The organism is Coprococcus sp. AF16-5 (genome assembly GCF_003479365.1).
GTDB classification, from domain to species: Bacteria; Bacillota; Clostridia; order Lachnospirales; family Lachnospiraceae; genus Coprococcus; species Coprococcus aceti.
This window is the reverse complement of record NZ_QUGZ01000001.1, coordinates 231,582-250,290: the sequence shown is the minus strand read 5'-3', so window position 1 is coordinate 250,290 and position 18,709 is coordinate 231,582. Positions and strand designations below refer to the sequence as shown.

Below are 18,709 nucleotides of genomic sequence, written 5' to 3'. Positions count from 1 at the left end.
AATTTACCCTTATAAAAAATATCCTTATTATAGTTTAGCTCAGAACTGTTATTTACTGTACATCCTTGAGACTCAGGCTTATTCTTCCTGCTCTCTCGTCGATCTTGATGACCTTAACGTCAACCTCATCACCTACATTTACAACATCCTCAACCTTTGCAACTCTCTTGTCTGAAAGCTTTGAGATGTGGATGAGTCCATCCTTGTTAGGTGCAAGCGATACGATAGCTCCACAGTCGATAACTTTTACAACCTTACCATGGTAGTTCTTGCCAACCTCAAGAGGCTCTACGATCATGTTGATCATCTCGATAGCCTTGTCCATACCTGCCTGCTCTACGCCACAGATAGAGATTCTTCCCTCATCATCGATATCGATCTTAACACCTGTCTCCTCGATGATAGTGTTGATAGTCTTACCTCTCTGTCCGATAACCTCACCGATCTTCTCTGGATCGATCTTGATCTGCTTGATCTTTGGCGCGAACTCATTGACCGTTGGTCTTGGAGCTGCGATGGCCGGCTTCATACATGTCTCCATGATGAAGAGTCTTGCCTCACGTGTTCTTGCGATAGCCTCCTCAACGATAGGTCTTGTAAGTCCGTGAATCTTGATATCCATCTGGATAGCTGTGATACCCTCTGTTGTACCTGTTACCTTGAAGTCCATATCTCCGAAGAAGTCCTCAAGTCCCTGGATATCTGTGAGTACGATGTAATCGTCGTCTGTATCACCTGTTACAAGTCCGCATGAGATTCCGGCAACCATAGCCTTGATAGGAACACCGGCAGCCATGAGTGACATACATGATGAACATGTTGATGCCATTGATGTTGAACCATTTGACTCAAATGTCTCTGATACGGTTCTGATCGCATATGGGAACTCTTCCTCACTTGGAAGTACAGGAAGAAGTGCTCTCTCAGCAAGTGCACCGTGTCCAATCTCTCTACGTCCAGGTCCTCTTGAAACCTTTGTCTCTCCTACTGAGTATGAAGGGAAGTTGTAGTGGTGCATATATCTCTTGGATGTAACGTTCTCGTCAAGTCCGTCAACTCTCTGGATCTCAGAAAGTGGAGCAAGTGTACATACGTTACAGATCTGTGTCTGTCCTCTTGTAAACATAGCTGAGCCGTGGACTCTAGGAATGATGTCAACCTCAGCAGCAAGTGGTCTGATCTGGTTGATAGCTCGTCCATCAGGTCTCTTGTGATCCTTGAGGATCATCTTTCTTACTGTCTTCTTCTGATACTGGTATATAGCGTCTGGAAGGACTGCAAGCCACTCTTCGTTGTCTGCAAATGCCTCCTCAAGCTTCTCTGTGATCTGTCTGATGTTCTCCTCACGAACCTGCTTCTCGTCTGAGAATACAGCCTCCTCCATAGCCTCTGGAGGAACGATCTCCTTAATCGCTGCAAAGAGCTCCTCTGGAACTGCACAGCTTACATATGAATGCTTTGGCTTTCCAACCTCAGCTACTATCTCATTGATAAATGCGATGATGTCCTGGTTGATATCATGAGCCATGTAGATAGCTTCGATCATCTTAGCCTCAGGTACAATATTTGCACCGGCCTCGATCATGATAACCTTCTGTGATGTAGATGCAACTGTGAGTTTCAGATCACCCTCATCCCACTGCTTCTGTGTTGGGTTGATGATGAACTCTCCGTCGATGAGACCTACCTGTGTCATGGCACATGGTCCGTCAAATGGAACGTCTGATATACATGTTGCGATAGATGATCCGAGCATTGCAACCAGCTCCGGTCTGCACTCTGGATCTACTGACATAACAAGGTTGTTGAGTGTTACATCATTTCTATAATCCTTAGGGAAAAGCGGTCTCATAGGTCTGTCGATTACTCGTGATGTGAGGACAGCGTTCTCTGATGCCTTACCCTCTCTCTTATTGAATCCTCCAGGTATCTTTCCTACTGAATATAACTTCTCCTCATACTCTACTGAAAGTGGGAAGAAATCGATTCCGTCTCTTGGCTTCTCTGAAGCTGTACATGTTGAAAGCACTGTTGTGTCACCGTACTTGATAAATGCAGCACCATTTGCCTGTGCAGCTACTCTGTTGATATCAACAGTGAGCATTCTGCCAGCGATCTCTTTCTGGTATCTCTTGAATTCCTTACTCATCTCAAAATCTCCTTGATTTAATATTTATTTGTATTGTGGAAGACGTCGAAACAACTATAAAAAACACCATGTCTTATAACCTTTTTGCCATCTTTCAGCGATGATCCATGATATTCTTTATAGAAGTCTCGATATGTCATTCCACAATCTTTTAAATTTTATCATACGAATATAAAAAATACAATATCCAAACACCTCTGTTTACACTATTTGATACCATAAAAATGTGTCCGGGCAAATAAAAAGGAATCATGCTTGTACACATGATTCCCATAATTGTTATTGTATTAAGGCTCGAATAGAAATTACTTTCTAAGTCCAAGGCTCTCGATGAGCTTTCTGTATGCCTCGATATCCTTGCTCTTGAGGTATGCAAGAAGGTTTCTTCTCTGACCAACCATCTTAAGAAGACCACGGTTTGAGTGATGATCCTTTGGATTAGCCTTGAAATGTCCGTTGAGATCGTTGATTCTTGCTGTAAGAAGTGCGATCTGAACCTCTGTTGAACCTGTGTCGTTTGCATCCTTGCCGTACTTAGCTACGATTTCCTGCTTCTGCTCTTTTGTTATCATAATAACAATCCTCCTATAAAATAATATACATGACTGACACCGGGCAAAAGGCCTAGAGGTGTCCTCAAACTAAGTGTCAGTTGACCTTGTGTAGGATAACATATGTGTCTGGTTTTGTAAAGAGGAAATTAATCCGCAATTTCATACTGCAAAAATGCATAGTGCAGCCTTGTTCCTTCCGCTATACTTTCCGGAAGCAGCGCCCTTGCAACGAGCTTTGTCTCACCGCCAAGATCATTCTCATCAGCAAGATTTGCGTAATCTCCGTCTATCGATTTTACTATATAATATTTCTCCATTTTCTTGACCACCTTATGTCCGGCTGTGCTTTCAGCCGTGTTCTTTCATTTATTTCATAGATATTTTAATATATAACATATTTCATTACAACCCCGGCCGGTAATATTCCCGGTTTGACATTCGCCTTATACGCTTTCACACTTTACAGCATTCCAACTTATTTCTTGTTATCACAAACTTATCTATGCTATAATAGTGCGCGTGGACATTTGCGCTGCAGGACTCTGCAGTTCATTTGCCGAATAGAGAGCGGCAGGTTTCGCCGCATTTGAAAGGAGATATATTATGGCAGGTTCCACCATAGGAAATAAATTTACCATCACCACATGGGGAGAATCCCACGGAAAAGCTCTGGGAGTTGTCGTTGACGGCTGCCCTGCCGGTCTTCCACTGTGTGAGGAAGATATACAGGTATTTCTGGATCGCAGAAAACCCGGATTTTCACAGTTCTCAACGCCTCGAAAGGAATCCGATACCATAGAGATACTGTCAGGAATTTTCGAGGGAAAGACAACCGGAACTCCTATATCCATGATGGTGAGAAATACATCCCAGCGCTCCGGGGATTACGGAGATATCGCCACATATTACAGACCAGGCCACGCAGATTATACATTTGATGAAAAATATGGCTTCAGGGATTACAGAGGCGGCGGCCGTTCATCGGGACGAGAGACCATCGGCAGAGTTGCAGCCGGTGCGATCGCCTCAAAGATACTGAAGGAACTCGGTATCACCATAACTACCTACGTATCTTCCATCGGTGATGTACATATAGACAGGAACAATTTTGACGCTGACTATATACTTAAGAACGACCTCAATATGCCAGACCCGGATGCCTACGAGAAGGCATCAATCCTTCTTCAAGACTGCATGGCGGAGAACGATTCCATAGGCTCTGGTGTTGAATGTATCGTGCATGGAATGCCGGCAGGTATCGGTGAACCGGTATTTGACAAACTGGATGCATGCCTCGCAAAGGCAGTTATGTCCATCGGAGCTGTGAAAGCTGTCGAGATTGGCGACGGCACCGAGGTATCCACTGCAAGAGGCTCATATAACAATGATGCATTTGTCATGAACGGTTATAACGTAGACAAGGAGACCAATCACGCCGGAGGTATTCTCGGCGGAATGAGCGATGGTTCAGACATAATCATCAAGGCGCATTTCAAGCCGACCCCATCCATCGCATCCACACAGAAAACCGTTAACAAGTCCAGGGATAACATAGAGGTCTCGATCAGAGGCCGCCACGATCCTATCATTGGGCCGAGAGCTGTTGTGGTCGTCGAGGCCATGACCGCCCTGACGATCCTTGATCTTATATTTGAGAATATGTCATCCAGAATGGACAAGATAATTGACTTTTATAAGTAATTGTCAAACAAACTGAAAATTGCGACAAACAATAATGCGATAAAATGTAAATAATAAAAAACAGATGTGATATGATCCAGGGGTGATTCCTCAAATCATGCCACATCTGTTTTTTATTTATCTATCTTATTTTTCATTCCATCATTTATTCAGTCCATCATTCTGACCTTGTTGCCTATAAGTCTGGCGCCAGATTCTACTCTTCCACCTTTTTAGGCTTGTTGATGATGTAAAGTCCAATTCCCACTATCAGACCACCGCCGATGATATTACCAAGCGTTACAGGGAGGAGATTTTTACTGAAGAAATGTCCCACTGTGAGCTGGTCACTTATCTGCTGTGCGGTATATCCATAGAGCTCGCATGCCTTGTCCACGTACTTGCTGTTTGATGCAGCCATCAGACCTGCAGGTATATAGTACATATTTGCAACGCAGTGCTCAAAACCTGACACGACGAATACCATTATCGGGAAGAAGCATGCAAACAGCTTTCCAATTATATCCTTAGCCGAAGATGACATGAGAACCGCGATGCACACGAGAACATTACACATTATTCCCGACATGAACGCATTGCAAAAATCAAGGCCTGTCTTACCCATAGCCACCTTGATGGTATAAGCGCCAAGGCCGCCTGCTGAATTATCAAACTGACCGCTTCCATATATAAGAGCTGCAGTCACAACTGATCCAAGCATATTGCTGAGATATACAATAACCCAGTTCTTGAGCATCTGCACAAGCTTTATCCTACCATCAATAACCGCTGTTATCATCATACAGTTTCCGGTAAACAGCTCTGCACCGATAATCGATAACATCATGAGTCCTACAGGGAATATGCATCCTGCAAGAGTCTTCGCAAGTCCGAAATTGTCCACCGTATGCACCGCAAGGTTTGATCCCTCAGCTCCTATCGCAATGAACATTCCTGCAAAGAATCCCATCATGATCATCTTGTACAGCTTGAGATTTGCCTTTCCAACAGCACCCTTGAGATTATTCTCAATGATCTGTGCCGGAACGTAGTAATTGTTTTCCATGATTTAATTGTCTCCTTAGTTTATAAGTTATTTGTTAGGCCCTCGGATATGCCTTTGCATATTCTTCCTTGAGCTTACTCTGCTTATTTGTAAGATATATCTGGGTTGTCGCAATATCCACATGTCCAAGCATCTCTTGAACAGACTTTATATCCGCTCCATTCCCCAACATATGTGAGGCAAATGAATGCCTTATCATATGAGGTGTTATATCCTTATCTATGCCGGCCTTAGCCGCATAATACTTTATTATCTTCCAGAATCCCTGTCTCGTCATAGGTGCACCCTTGCAGTTGAAGAACAGATAATCACTGCCTCCACTCATATCATCGCGCACCTCAGTAATATATCTGCTGAGGGCTCTCTGAGCAACCTCCGCAACCGGAACAGTCCTCACCCTGTCGCCGTCGTGGCACTCAATGAACCCAAGCTTTATGTTGACATCCGTGAGTTTCAATGTCACAAGCTCTGTAACACGTATTCCTGTAGCATACAACAGCTCCAGCATCGCCTTATCCCTGATCTCCTTTGGAGTCTTGTTGGTAGGCTGGTCGAGAAGCTTGTTCACCTCACTTATGGTAAGCGTCTCAGGAACCTTCTTCACGATCTTCGGAGGCTTGATATTCTCCGTTGGATCATCATTCACTATCCTCTCCCTCATGAGATAGGCATAGAATGACTTTATGGATGCAATGTTACGTGACACCGTAGCCATGGACATCCCCTGTTTCTCCATTTCCAACACATACGAAGTGATATAAGTTTCATTAATATCATCAATCCTCGTTATACCCTTCTCGTCAAAATACCTGTAGAATTTTATCAGATCTCTCCGATATGATGCAACAGTATTCTCACTGGATTTTTTTACATTTCTTAAATAATCAACATATCTGTCTATGTATTGTTCCACTAATTTATCCCCTTAGTTATGTAGACTGAATTATATTATAAATACAAATGTAAATAAAATCAAACACTATTTTAACAAGTAAAATCAAGGCTTCACGGCATTTTTAATAAAAGTACAAAATGCGGTGCGCGATCAAATTATGTATACTAGATATTGACATAATTCTTTTCAAAAATATTTCACATTTTTTAATTCCGACAATGTTTCAGTTGAATTTTCTATGTTTCAAATTATGTGATTGCTTGTTTGGGAGCATTTCTTACCCCAATATGCGTAGATTGCAATTATTGTTTTGGAATCCACTATCCTGCCATCTCTTATCATATTGAGTGCATCATCAAGACCTATCTCCTCGGTCTCTATAAATTCATTCTCGTCCAATGCACATATTCCTCTGGTAAGTTCCCTGCCTATATACACGTAAGTCTGTTCATCACTTGTACCGATAGCCAGAACTGCTCTAGTCACATACTCCACAACCTTCGCGGTAAACCCTGTCTCTTCCCTGAGTTCTCTTCTGGCTGCATCTTCAGGAGACTCTCCCTCATCGATAAAACCAGCCGGAACCTCGTAGGTTATATCATCAATAGAATTCCTGTATTGCTTTATCAGTATGAGCGATCCATCGTCTTTCACCGGAAGAATGCACGCTCCCGGGTGATGCTTTATCAGATCATATACAACATCTCTGCCGTCAGGCAGTTCAAGATAGTCGTTATATACATCAAACACATGCGCTCTGTATGCCACTTCCGTCTTTATCCTCTTGAATTTTTCCATCTTTTAATCTCACCTCCCGTTTTATAGTTTATCATGCATAAGAATTGTAAACTGTATATGACAAATCATAAAAAGGGTTTGTAGATCATCTCTACAAACCCTAATTTTTATTTTGCGTAATCTGTCACGCGTGACTCTCTTATAATATTTACCTTAATCTGTCCAGGATACTCAAGCTCGTCTTCGATCTGCTTTGCAATATCTCTAGCCAGCAATACCATATCAGAATCGCTTACATGCTCAGGAACTACCATTACACGAATTTCTCTACCTGCCTGAATAGCAAATGTCTTATCTACACCCTTATGAGAATTAGCAATATCCTCTAACTTCTTAAGTCTTGTAGTATAAGTCTCCAAGGTCTCTCTTCTTGCTCCCGGTCTTGCAGCAGAAATTGTATCTGCAGCCTGTACCAGAAGTGCTATCAATGACTCAGGCTCAACATCACCGTGATGTGACTCTACCGCATTGACAACAAGCGCTGACTCTTTGTACTTTCTACAAAGATCTGCACCGATCTGAACATGTGAACCCTCCATCTCATGATCAAGTGATTTACCTATATCATGGAGTAATCCAGCACGCTTTGCAACCTTGATATCGACACCTATCTCTCCGGCCAACAAACCACACAACTGAGCTACCTCAACAGAGTGCTTCAATGCGTTCTGTCCGTAGCTTGTTCTAAATTTCAACTTTCCAAGAAGTCTTACCAGCTCTGGATGGATTCCGTGAATTCCTACCTCAAGAGTAGCAGCTTCACCTTCCTCGCGCATCATGTTTTCAACTTCCTTCTGCGCTTTCTCAACCATCTCTTCGATTCTGGCTGGATGAATTCTACCATCCACGATGAGTTTCTCAAGTGCAATTCTTGCTACCTCACGTCTTACCGGATCAAAGCTTGATAAGATAACTGCCTCAGGAGTATCGTCTATGATAAGATCTACGCCTGTGAGAGTTTCAAGGGTACGAATATTTCTACCCTCTCTACCAATTATCCTACCCTTCATCTCGTCGTTAGGTAACTGAACTAATGAGATCGTTGTCTCTGAGATATGATCAACCGCACATCTCTGTATTGCATTGACAACATACTCCTTCGCCTTCTTGTTCGCTTCTTCTTTAGCTCTGGTTTCTAATTCCTTGACCATAACTGCTGTTTCATGCTTTACTTCATCTTCAACAGTCTTTAATAAGTATTCTTTTGCTTGTTCAGAGGTCAAACCTGAAATTCTTTCAAGTTCCTGTAAACGTTTCGCCTGTAACTCTTCAACCTTAGCCTTCTGCTTGTCCAGCACGCTTTCCTTGTTAGCTAAACTAGCTTCCTTCTTCTCAACTGCCTCAGTCTTCTTATCAAGATTCTCTTCACGTGCAAGAATTCTCTTCTCCATACGTGAAAGTTCTCCACGTCTGTCCTTTACTTCCTTTTCAAGGTCATTACGTGTCTTAAGGGAATCTTCCTTTGCCTCAAGCAGTATCTCGCGCTTCTTAGCCTCGGCGGTCTTCTGAGCTTCGTCAATAATCTCTCTTGCCTGTGACTCTGCTCTTCCTATCTTGGTCTCTACTATGTTCTTGCGATATGCAATAGCGATAAACCATGTAGCAACAAGCAGTGCAACTACAACAACAGCGATTATTCCCCATACTATTGGTGAATTCACAGGAGCACCTCCTTATTAAGTTTTCATTGTACAAGAATACAACTATTTAAGTTTAATATTTTTAAGATGTTATGTCAAGTAATATCAGAGACAATATTTCGTATACACTCAGAAACCTTACGCCTGTCAAAACCCTTGCTGTACATGTATGCATAGACTTTATCACGCTTTTCAGTCAGTTCTTCCACAGTGTATTTTTTTTGTAAAATATATGTTATCCTGTCGCTTTCATCTGATATGTCTGAGTCTTCCACAGCCAGATCGATAATATCCTGGCCTATATGCTTTGCCTGCAATTCAAATCGTATGACACGAATGCCTTTTTTAGCGGAGTTTCTGCGTACATATCCACATGCATACCTGTAATCATCTATATATCCATACGACTTCAGTTTGTCGATGGTCTGATCCACGATCTCTTCGTCGTAATACAGATCCTTAAGCTTCTGCCTGATATCGTATTCACACTTGTCCGAAAACTTTATGGAGTTCACAACCTTGTTCATGGCACGTTTGAACAGATAGTCCCGTCTGAATTCCTCAAGTTTACTCCATTCTATCTCACCGTCACAGGCAAGATGTAATCTTCGTATATCCGATGCATAGACCGATGAAAAAGGCTCATAGTCCACAAACAGACAAAACCTTTTATCATCGATCTTCCTGATATCAGTGACAGTTGCGATCCTACTCATCTGCTCCATCATCTACAGTGTTCTCGGCAGACTCTCCGGCAACACCAACCGCCTCTCTTACCTTCTGCTCTATCTCATCACAGATAGCTGTATTGTTCTCAAGATATGCCTTCGCATTCTCTCTTCCCTGACCTATCTTATTGCCGTTGTATGCGTACCATGCACCGGACTTATCCACTATGTCGTTCGCAACAGCAAGATCAAGAATATCTCCGACCTTAGATATACCCTTGCCGAACACGATATCGAACTCAGCCTCCTTGAATGGAGGAGCCACCTTGTTCTTAACTATCTTAACTCTTGTTCTGTTACCTACGATCTCACCGCCCTGTCTGAGCGTATCAATTCTTCTTACGTCAAGTCTTACGGAAGCATAGAACTTAAGTGCACGACCACCTGTTGTAACCTCAGGGTTACCGAACACAACTCCAACCTTCTCTCTGAGCTGATTGATAAATATGACAACACAGTTGGTCTTGCTGACAACAGCAGTGAGCTTTCTGAGCGCCTGTGACATAAGTCTGGCATGAAGTCCCATATGCGAATCGCCCATCTCTCCGTCTATCTCTGCCTTTGGTACAAGTGCAGCAACAGAGTCCACGATAACGACATCAATCGCTCCCGATCTGACCATGGTCTCTGTGATCTCAAGAGCCTGCTCTCCGCAGTCAGGCTGTGATATGTAAAGATTGTCTATATCTACACCTATGTTCTTGGCGTATGTCGGATCAAGCGCATGCTCGGCATCTATAAAGCCTGCGATTCCGCCTCTCTTCTGTATCTCAGCAACAATGTGAAGTGCTACCGTCGTCTTACCACTCGACTCAGGTCCGAACACCTCTATGATTCTTCCTCTAGGCACACCGCCAAGTCCAAGTGCTATATCAAGGCTGAGGGATCCTGTAGGGATCACATCTATATTCATATTCGCATTGGAATCGCCAAGCTTCATCACCGAACCCTTACCATACTGCTTCTCTATCTGTGCTATAGCGGCATCCAATGCCTTTCTCTTATCATCAATATTTACATTACCGGAATTATTCGCCATTATATTTTCCTCCTAAACATATGTTCGATTATCTTTTAATATACTATTAGATTATTGCCACTTTGTCAACCATAAATTGGCTGCCTTCACTTAATTAATCAATATCTGTCTGGTATGTGGGGATCATCGGCATCAGAACAATGCCGCATCTTGAATTTTTCACTTAACATCTTTATGTCCGTCATTATAACACACTTTACAGCCATTAATTATTAAGATAGAATAAACTTTACCGACAAAGGCATTATAAATCGTGACAGGTTATAAAACACGCATTTCAAGGAGGAGCCATGAGCACAGTAGGCATAGTTTGCGAATACAATCCATTTCACAAGGGACACGAATATCAGATACAGCAGGCGAAGCTTCTAACTGGTGCCGAACATGTCATATGCTTTATGAGCGGCAATTTTCTTCAGAGAGGCGTTCCTGCCATAGCAGATAAGCACACAAGAACCGAGATTGCTTTGAGATGCGGTGTAGACGCTGTGTTCGAGATTCCATTTGTATACGCATCATCAAGTGCCAGAGACTATGCACATGCCGCAGTCTGCATGATGAACGCTCTTGATGGCATAGACTATATCTCATTCGGCGCAGAATGTGATGACATGGATCTTCTGCAAAAAATTGCCGAACTCACCGTCAATGAACCGCCACAGGTATCGGAATTCATAAAAAAATCCGTATCTTCGGGCATCTCATATGGATCAGCCAGAGCAGCCGCCATCTCCGAGTATCTGCAGAACCAGAACCTTACCGGTTATACCAGCGCTGATCTTGACCGTATCCTGGCAAGCCCGAACAACATTCTGGCCATAGAGTATATTGCTACTCTTATACAGACAGACTCCAGGATCAAACCTGTCCCGATCAGAAGGATCTTATCAGAATACAACAGCACTGCCACCGACAACGACATCTGTTCGGCCTCAGCCATACGTGAGCTGCTCCGGTCAGGTGATGTTGAAAGCTTAAGGCGCCACATTCCTGACAGTTGCTACAACATCCTGCAAAACGCGTACAGAAAGTCATTTCCGATGTTCGACGACGACCTGTCTCATCTCCTGTCAGCACGAAGGATACTTGCTCCGTGCACGGATGACATCGTTGACATGGATAGAGATCTCTGCAACCGTCTCTCCAGGCTTGACACAAATCTATCCTTTACTGAGACCGCAACAGCACTTAAATGTAGGAATTATACTCTCTCGCACATTCAGAGAGGTCTGCTGCACACCATCACAGACCTGAGGTGTGATGACTATTCCCATTTTAAAGAAAACGGCTGGATAGCCTACATCAAGCTTCTTGGACTAAAAAAAGATGCAGGTGCCGTGATAAAAAGCATGAAAAAGGCTTCGCAGGTACCGATCATAACCCGTTCAGCCGAGATATACAAAAGTACAGATTCCACAGGTCTGTCCATGTTCTCATACGACATAAAAGCCGCAGACATATACAGAAACATGGTATACAACAAATACAAAATCAGTATAAAGACCGATTTTGAACAACCTGTCATAGTTATATAACATATTCTTATTTATCATATTTGCTCTATAAAATGAATACAATTAGCATATGAAGAACGTATGTTATATAATTCTAACAGCTTCAATTATAATATTTGCATGTTTAAATTCAGACATCATCAGATCCGGATGCACCCAGGGGTTACAGCTATGGTACTCATCCATTGTACCTATCCTGCTCCCCTTTATGCTGCTGACCGGTGTTATAACCAGCTTTCTCAGATCGATACAGGTATCAAAATGCTGCGCATATGCGATCATCTTTATAATAGGTCTACTATGCGGTTTTCCCACAGGCACAATCATCATAGCTTTCTTTTACCGAAAGAGGGTCATCTCTGAAAACGTATGTCAGAGCCTTCTCCCGATGTGCAACAATATAAGTCCGATGTTTCTTTACAATTACATATATAGGGATCATTTGATGGAATATATATCGTTTGCACGGCTGATCGAGGCTGTATATCTTCCACAGATCATTTATACTGTAATAGCGCTTACTCTGTCATGTATGTCATCCCACCGCTCCAGCACTTCCACGGAGCTGCTTACTGCCGCAACAGTCCAGGTATCATCAGACAACCAGAGCCTCAATTCAGGGAATCCAGAAAATACGTATTCTGACATAATAAGCAGCTCGGTACACAATATAACTGTGATCGGTGTGTACATGGTCATATTTGCCATTGCAGGAAATCTTATGTGCAGCTACTTTTCAGGCGATGCATGCACCATAATATCCACATATCTGGAGATAGGCAGCGGTGTACCAGTATTATACAGCATGGATATTTCCACAAAAATAAAGACAGCCCTCATTCTCTCACTCACTGCCTTTGGAGGGCTATCCGCCTTGTTCCAAAGCCGTGATATGATAAGAATATCCGGGCTGTCTTTCATCAAATACACAACAGGGAAAATAGTATGTGCCTTCCTGTGTTTCATTTTCTATATGATGTGTCTGTAAATACATCCTGTATCATCTGGCGTGATTACTCGTCGAGGAACTCCTCATCATCCTCATCCTCGTCGTCATATTCATCATCGTAATCCTCGTCATCATAATCCTCATCGTCAGAGTCGTCTGATGAATACTCTGTCTTGCCGTATACATTGTAATCTGTGTTGTCATCATCAGCAAATGCTGAATCGTCAGCACTTGGCTGTACCTGCTCAGGAACACCGTTGATCTGAGCTATACTTGAATCAAGCTCTGCCATATTGTCTGTAACTCTTGCCGCATTGTCCTCAAGAGACTTAATGAGGTTCTCATAGTTCGCTCTCTCTGCCTGAAGTGTTGCATTTATATACTGGCTTATCTCTGTGAGCTTGTCCTTTGAATAGTACATGGAACCTGCTCTGACTTCCTTGGCATCCGCATTCGCCTCAGCGATGATCTGCTCAGCCTGGCTTCTCGCCATGTCTGTTATCTCATTCGCTCTGATGTTGGCAAGCTCAACTATCTGGCTCTGATCAACCAGTCTGTTTGCCTCTGCAACAGACTCTGTGATGATAGAATCAGCTCTGGCTCTTGCATCCGCAAGTATAGCCTCCTTGTTTCTCATGATCTTCTTACATCTCTCTATCTCATTAGGCAGCTTGAGCTTGAGTTCGCCCACCATCTGCTCCAGATCTTCCTTTGGCACAATAATCTTACTGGATGACAATGGCTGATACTTACAATTGTCAATAAATATCTCTATCTCACTGATCATCTCTTCAATACCTTTTCTTGCCATGTTTTTCTCCTCCTAATAATCTATCCAAAAATTCTTCCTTCGCCTGTCAATCTCTGTCTATCGAATATCGATCTCTCAATGTATCCCTGATCTCCTCCGGGATAAAATCATGAACATCCACACCAAAGCTCGCATATTCCTTGACTACGCTTGAGCTCAGGTACGAATACTCAATACTGGTCGCAAGAAAAACCGTGTCAATATCCGGGGCAACCTTCCTGTTGCTCTGGGCAATCTGTAATTCATACTCAAAATCCGACACAGCCCGAAGACCTCTCACTATGACCTTCACGTCGTTCTGTCTTGCAAAATCCACCAGCAGTCCTCCAAAACCCATAACTTTCACGTTTGGGATATCTGAGACTACATTCTTTAACATATTAACACGTTCTTCCAAAGAAAACAATGGAGATTTTGCGGTATTATTGAGCACCCCGACTATCAGCTCATCAAACATTTCCGCAGATCTCTTAATTATATCCAAATGGCCAAGTGTCACCGGATCAAAACTTCCCGGATAAATAGCTCTACTCATCTTCCAGTCTCCTATATATAAATGTATGTTTATTGGTCTTATATTTCTTCGTCTTATAAAGCTCCAGTCCCAGATCATCAAGATAATCAAAATTCGTGTCAAGATCAGACTCCACAATGACCATTGTGTCATCATCCATCAGAGGTGAACCTGCAAGTCTTTCAAGCACAGCCTTTTCCAGAAGCTTTCCATATGGCGGATCCATAAATATTACGTCAAATGCTTGTCCCTGTCTCTCCAGCATCCCCACTGCCTGAACTGCATCCGCTGACAAGACCTGTGCCCTGTCGGCAAGCTTCGTAAACGCAAGGTTTTTATTGATACACTCCACTGCTTTTCTGCTGTTCTCGACAAATACCGCCATGGCTGCCCCACGGCTGAGCGCCTCTATTCCAATAGCTCCGCTTCCGCTGAACACATCAAGGAACCGGCATCCCGGAATATCATTTGAGAGCATATTAAATAAGGTTTCTTTTATCCTGTCCGTTGTCGGTCTGGTGTCCATCGAATCAATCGTCACCAGCTTCAGACTTCTTGCACTGCCGGCAATAACCCTCATATTCTTCTCCTATCTATATGTACTGTATATCATAAACTTTTCCTGCCAGACATTCTTATACCATGCCTTTTGCCAAATTACAAGAAAAGCTTCCAATCTTCACACTATTTTCCCATTATTCTGTCTCTCACGTATTTTCCGGTGTCAGACAGATCTCCATCGGATAAGCTGCCCGTGGCTGTTGAATCGGACTTTATAAGTGCCGATGTCTCATTCTTGTTACACAGACTCCATGATGAATAGCTGAGATTATTCTCGTTTATAAGCTTGAACCACTCGTCAGATGAATCGTAATCAATACCTCCATTGCCCGATGCATCGCACAGGCTGAACTCACTCACAAATACAGGAAGTCCGTTGTCCAGAGCCGTCTTAACCTTATTTCTCAGGTCATCCTTGTGGGTAGCCGCATAAAAATGCACTGCGTACATGATGTTGTCATAACCGGTTATCGGATCCTGTGACGCAATATCGACATCCTGGCTCCAGTTTGGAGTTCCCACGATTATCAGAGCATCTTTGTCGTTTGCCCTGATGACCGGTATTATGGTCTCGGCATACGACTTGACACTGCTCCACTGGGTTCCACCATTCGGCTCGTTGCAGATCTCATATATGACATTCTCCTGTGCCGCATATTCCTTAGATACCTTGTCAAAGAATTCTTTTGCATCATCTATATGATTATTCGGATCACTATCGCTTAGTATGTGCCAGTCAACTATGACATACATGCCAAGCTCAGTCGCTGCACTAACTCCTTTGTCGACAAGAGCAAGTATCTCGTCCTTATCTCCGCCACTGCAGTATCCGTAGCTGTCTCCTGTATCCGTATACATCGCAAGTCTTATAAGATTTGCACCCCAGTCATCCCGCAGAGTCTCAAAGGCTTCCTTATTCACATAATCAGGGAACCATGTGATTCCATGGGTGCTGACACCCTTAAGCTGATATTTGTCTCCATTCATGTCCACTATATCCGTTCCTTTTACCGAAAGTTTTCCATGTGTTTCAAATGGGATCTCTCCCGGAACATTTGTATTGTTTTTCTTCTCAGTGGCAGCGGATTCTGTATTTTTCCCGCCTCCGCTTGTTTCATTGCTATCGGTCTTCTCAGGCGCTGAAGCTGCCATCTTAAGACCATCTCCGCTGTACTGTGTGTCATTTACATACAGCACGTATTTCCCAACGGCGAGGTCATCTGAAGAGAAATTATATCCGAGGTTGATACTGCCCTTAGCCGGTATCTCCTGGGTGTAATCCACGGCCTTTATTGACACTGTTTTGCCTGATATCTTGTACTCTCCGCCCCATATCTGATCTACAGCCGGAGTTCCCTTATATGTAATCTCAAGCTTCCAATCCTTTGCAGACGCAGATGTGTTGTTATATATGTTGATGCTCTCTGTAGCACACTTTTTGCCATCTGCCTCCCACGTTGTATCATGTCCTATCTCAGCATAGAAATCGCCTGCAATATCCAAGGATTGGTCATCCTGTTTTTCTGACGGCTCAGTTGTATCGCCCGTATTGTCAGCACTTTTCACTTCTTCTGTGCCTGCAGAAGTCTCCTGCAGCGTTTCTTTCTTAACGGAATCACCTTTCTTTCCCGAAGCGATCACATATCCCATAACCGCTATAATTATCAGCAAAATGCCAATAATTATTCCCATAACTATCGTTTTCTTATTTTTCATGGTATACCCCCTTTTTTTATTTATAATACAGGCATAGTGTACAGCCTGTCATCCCCTTTATTTATCAGTTTCGCATCTATCTCCTGTCCATAGCGGTCGTATACGTCCTGCGCCGCCCTAAGCATGTCAGCATGATTGTATATATCCCCAACCTTGAACATCAGCTCCCCGCTCTGTCTTATTCCAAAGAAATCGCCCGGGCCCCTCATCTTGAGATCCTCACCGGCTATATAGAAGCCGTCATTTGACTTCTCCAGAACATTCAGTCTCTCCATAGTATCCTTGTCCTTTTTTCCGCTCATGAAAATGCAGTACGACTGGAGATTCCCTCTTCCTACACGTCCCCTGAGCTGATGGAGCTGCGCAAGGCCAAAACGCTCTGCATTCTCCACCATCATAACTGTGGCATTTGGATTGTTTATTCCAACCTCTATGACCGTAGTTGAGACAAGAATGCTTATCTTACCATCCGCAAAGTCCTGGAGTATCCTGTTCTTTTCCTCCGCCTTCATCTTACCGTGTAAACATACCACCGAAGTGTCAGCGCCATATCCATCCCTGATGGACTTCTTCAGCTCCTCCGTATACTCGGTCACATTTGCAACATCGTCCAGAACTTCGCTGGCCTCCACCATCGGGCAGACTATATATATCTGATGCCCCTGTGAGACCTCCTTCATGATAAAGCCGAGAGCCGTCTTCCTGTAGCTCTCATCCACAACGCAGTTCTTGATCGGGATTCTTCCCGCCGGGAGCTCATCTATAACTGAAATGTCAAGATCGCCATACATGATGATCGCAAGGGTTCTCGGAATAGGTGTGGCACTCATAACAAGCGTGTGCGGAGCTTCTCCCTTTGACGCAAGTCTCTCGCGCTGCTTTACACCGAATCTGTGCTGCTCATCAGTTACAACGAGCGCCAGTCTTCCATACTCCACCTTGTCCTGTATGAGGGCATGTGTTCCGACCACAACCTGCACATCCATATTCTTGATGCGGCTGTACATCTCTCTTTTCTCTTTCGCTGTCATGGAACCCGTCAGAAGTCCCACAGATATTCCGTATGGCTCAAACAGTGAACTGAGCTCCTTGTAATGCTGAACCGCCAGAACCTCAGTCGGTGCCATGATCACTCCCTGATAGCCACTTGCAGCCACTGCGTATAATCCGGCTGCTGCAACTATGGTTTTTCCTGATCCGACATCCCCCTGAACCAGCCTGTTCATGACATGTTCAGAGCGCATATCGTCAAGCATATCACGCACCGCATTCATCTGCGCCCCGGTAAGCTTGAACCTCAAGTTCTCAATAAACGTCCTGACCTCCTCATCACAGTTTATTATACATGTATTTTCTGCATACACATTGTCGTCTTTTATCCTGTGAAGGTTTGATATAAAGCTGTAAAATTCATCAAATGCCATCCTCTTCACAGCCCCCTTAAGCTTCTGCTCATCCTGAGGAAAATGAATCGAGTGGATAGCCTTTTGTATACCCATAATATGGTACTCATCAAGCACATTGTCATGCAGGTAATCCTCAAGCCTGTCTATGGCTTCCTCTGCGCCTCTCACAGCCTTCTGTATGGTCTTCGAGGTTATACCGGGCGTTACCGTGTACACCGGCTGCCAAACATGCGTAAGTTCGCCGTATTTATCATCAGTGTAGTATTCCGGCTGCGTCATGGTCATCATACCGCCCTTATAAGCCACATTTCCTACAAACACAAACTCCTGACCTATATGAAAGAAATTACGCAAAAAAGGACAATTAAACCAGGTAAGTTTAATTGTCCCAGAGAAATCCTTTGCGTACAATATTACTATGGTCAGTCCATGTACTTTTCTGACCTCCGCACGGCTGTTCACAACAGCCCTCACGGACTGCCTGCTTCCCGCCTGCAGATCTGATATATCCACCGGATCCTCATAGGTGACATATGTCCTGGGGTAATTGAGAAGCAGATCGTTCACCGTCTCTATCCCAAGCCGGGCAAATGCCGACGCAGTCTTGTCACCTATGCCTTTTATTGTCTTTATGGAGTCATTCAATTCCATACATACACCTCTTCACAACGGATCTCACAGATACACAG

Annotated in this window: 17 protein-coding genes; 3 read left to right on the top strand and 14 right to left on the bottom strand. The window is 43.6% G+C overall.

Annotation, left to right across the window (positions count from 1 at the left end; all coding sequences use genetic code 11):
- Positions 1–52 precede the first annotated feature (52 nt).
- The 3 genes from DWW70_RS01085 to DWW70_RS01075 all read right to left on the bottom strand — a co-directional run bounded on the left by DWW70_RS01085 (position 53) and on the right by DWW70_RS01075 (position 3,020).
- Positions 53–2,149, bottom strand: coding sequence for a polyribonucleotide nucleotidyltransferase (locus tag DWW70_RS01085; protein ID WP_022216529.1), 2,097 nt, complete (start codon positions 2,147–2,149; stop codon positions 53–55).
- A gap of 305 nt (positions 2,150–2,454) precedes the next feature.
- The gene (gene rpsO / locus DWW70_RS01080) at positions 2,455–2,721 is read right to left on the bottom strand and encodes a 30S ribosomal protein S15 (RefSeq protein ID WP_004851136.1); all 267 of its coding nucleotides are present in this window, start codon (positions 2,719–2,721) and stop codon (positions 2,455–2,457) included.
- Positions 2,722–2,849: 128 nt separating this feature from the next.
- Positions 2,850–3,020: a chorismate--pyruvate lyase gene (locus DWW70_RS01075; protein ID WP_117549008.1), complete on the bottom strand. Its 171-nt coding sequence runs from the start codon at positions 3,018–3,020 to the stop codon at positions 2,850–2,852.
- Between the two features lie 286 nt (positions 3,021–3,306).
- On the opposite strand from DWW70_RS01075, the gene aroC reads away from it, so the two are divergent.
- A complete protein-coding gene (gene aroC, locus DWW70_RS01070; RefSeq protein WP_022216531.1) occupies positions 3,307–4,404 on the top strand; it encodes a chorismate synthase in 1,098 nt (365 codons plus the stop codon).
- A 196-nt stretch (positions 4,405–4,600) separates the two neighbouring features.
- Here the strand turns inward: aroC and DWW70_RS01065 are convergent, their stop codons facing one another.
- The 6 genes from DWW70_RS01065 to recA form a co-directional block, all read right to left on the bottom strand.
- Positions 4,601–5,449 (bottom strand): formate/nitrite transporter family protein, encoded by an 849-nt coding sequence (locus tag DWW70_RS01065; protein WP_055222574.1) that lies wholly within the window; start codon positions 5,447–5,449, stop codon positions 4,601–4,603.
- Positions 5,450–5,483: 34 nt separating this feature from the next.
- Positions 5,484–6,362, bottom strand: coding sequence for a site-specific tyrosine recombinase XerD (gene xerD / locus DWW70_RS01060; RefSeq protein WP_055144557.1), 879 nt, complete (start codon positions 6,360–6,362; stop codon positions 5,484–5,486).
- 225 nt (positions 6,363–6,587) lie between these two features.
- Positions 6,588–7,142 (bottom strand): NUDIX hydrolase, encoded by a 555-nt coding sequence (locus tag DWW70_RS01055; RefSeq protein WP_055222571.1) that lies wholly within the window; start codon positions 7,140–7,142, stop codon positions 6,588–6,590.
- 107 nt (positions 7,143–7,249) lie between these two features.
- Positions 7,250–8,803 (bottom strand): ribonuclease Y, encoded by a 1,554-nt coding sequence (gene rny, locus DWW70_RS01050; RefSeq protein WP_118649120.1) that lies wholly within the window; start codon positions 8,801–8,803, stop codon positions 7,250–7,252.
- 74 nt (positions 8,804–8,877) lie between these two features.
- Positions 8,878–9,498 (bottom strand): regulatory protein RecX, encoded by a 621-nt coding sequence (locus DWW70_RS01045; protein WP_118649329.1) that lies wholly within the window; start codon positions 9,496–9,498, stop codon positions 8,878–8,880.
- Positions 9,491–10,549, bottom strand: a complete 1,059-nt coding sequence (gene recA / locus DWW70_RS01040; RefSeq protein ID WP_118649119.1) for a recombinase RecA — start codon at positions 10,547–10,549, stop codon at positions 9,491–9,493. Before recA ends, DWW70_RS01045 begins: the two co-directional genes overlap by 8 nt.
- Before the next feature lie 290 nt (positions 10,550–10,839).
- On the opposite strand from recA, the gene DWW70_RS01035 reads away from it, so the two are divergent.
- Together DWW70_RS01035 and DWW70_RS01025 are read left to right on the top strand one after the other, a co-directional pair.
- Positions 10,840–12,084, top strand: a complete 1,245-nt coding sequence (locus DWW70_RS01035; RefSeq protein WP_118649118.1) for a tRNA(Met) cytidine acetate ligase — start codon at positions 10,840–10,842, stop codon at positions 12,082–12,084.
- A 424-nt stretch (positions 12,085–12,508) separates the two neighbouring features.
- Positions 12,509–13,051: a hypothetical protein gene (locus tag DWW70_RS01025; protein WP_147360128.1), complete on the top strand. Its 543-nt coding sequence runs from the start codon at positions 12,509–12,511 to the stop codon at positions 13,049–13,051.
- Between the two features lie 25 nt (positions 13,052–13,076).
- Here the strand turns inward: DWW70_RS01025 and DWW70_RS01020 are convergent, their stop codons facing one another.
- The 5 genes from DWW70_RS01020 to recG form a co-directional block, all read right to left on the bottom strand.
- On the bottom strand, positions 13,077–13,823 hold the full coding sequence (locus DWW70_RS01020) for a hypothetical protein (protein ID WP_022216540.1): 747 nt from the start codon (positions 13,821–13,823) through the stop codon (positions 13,077–13,079).
- Between the two features lie 46 nt (positions 13,824–13,869).
- Entirely contained in the window at positions 13,870–14,358 is a 489-nt protein-coding gene (gene coaD, locus DWW70_RS01015) for a pantetheine-phosphate adenylyltransferase (protein ID WP_022216541.1), read from the bottom strand.
- On the bottom strand, positions 14,351–14,917 hold the full coding sequence (rsmD, locus tag DWW70_RS01010) for a 16S rRNA (guanine(966)-N(2))-methyltransferase RsmD (protein WP_055144569.1): 567 nt from the start codon (positions 14,915–14,917) through the stop codon (positions 14,351–14,353). Before rsmD ends, coaD begins: the two co-directional genes overlap by 8 nt.
- 104 nt (positions 14,918–15,021) lie before the next feature.
- On the bottom strand, positions 15,022–16,614 hold the full coding sequence (locus DWW70_RS01005) for a cellulase family glycosylhydrolase (RefSeq protein ID WP_118649116.1): 1,593 nt from the start codon (positions 16,612–16,614) through the stop codon (positions 15,022–15,024).
- A gap of 20 nt (positions 16,615–16,634) precedes the next feature.
- Entirely contained in the window at positions 16,635–18,671 is a 2,037-nt protein-coding gene (gene recG / locus DWW70_RS01000; RefSeq protein WP_118649115.1) for an ATP-dependent DNA helicase RecG, read from the bottom strand.
- Between the last annotated feature and the right edge of the window lie 38 nt (positions 18,672–18,709).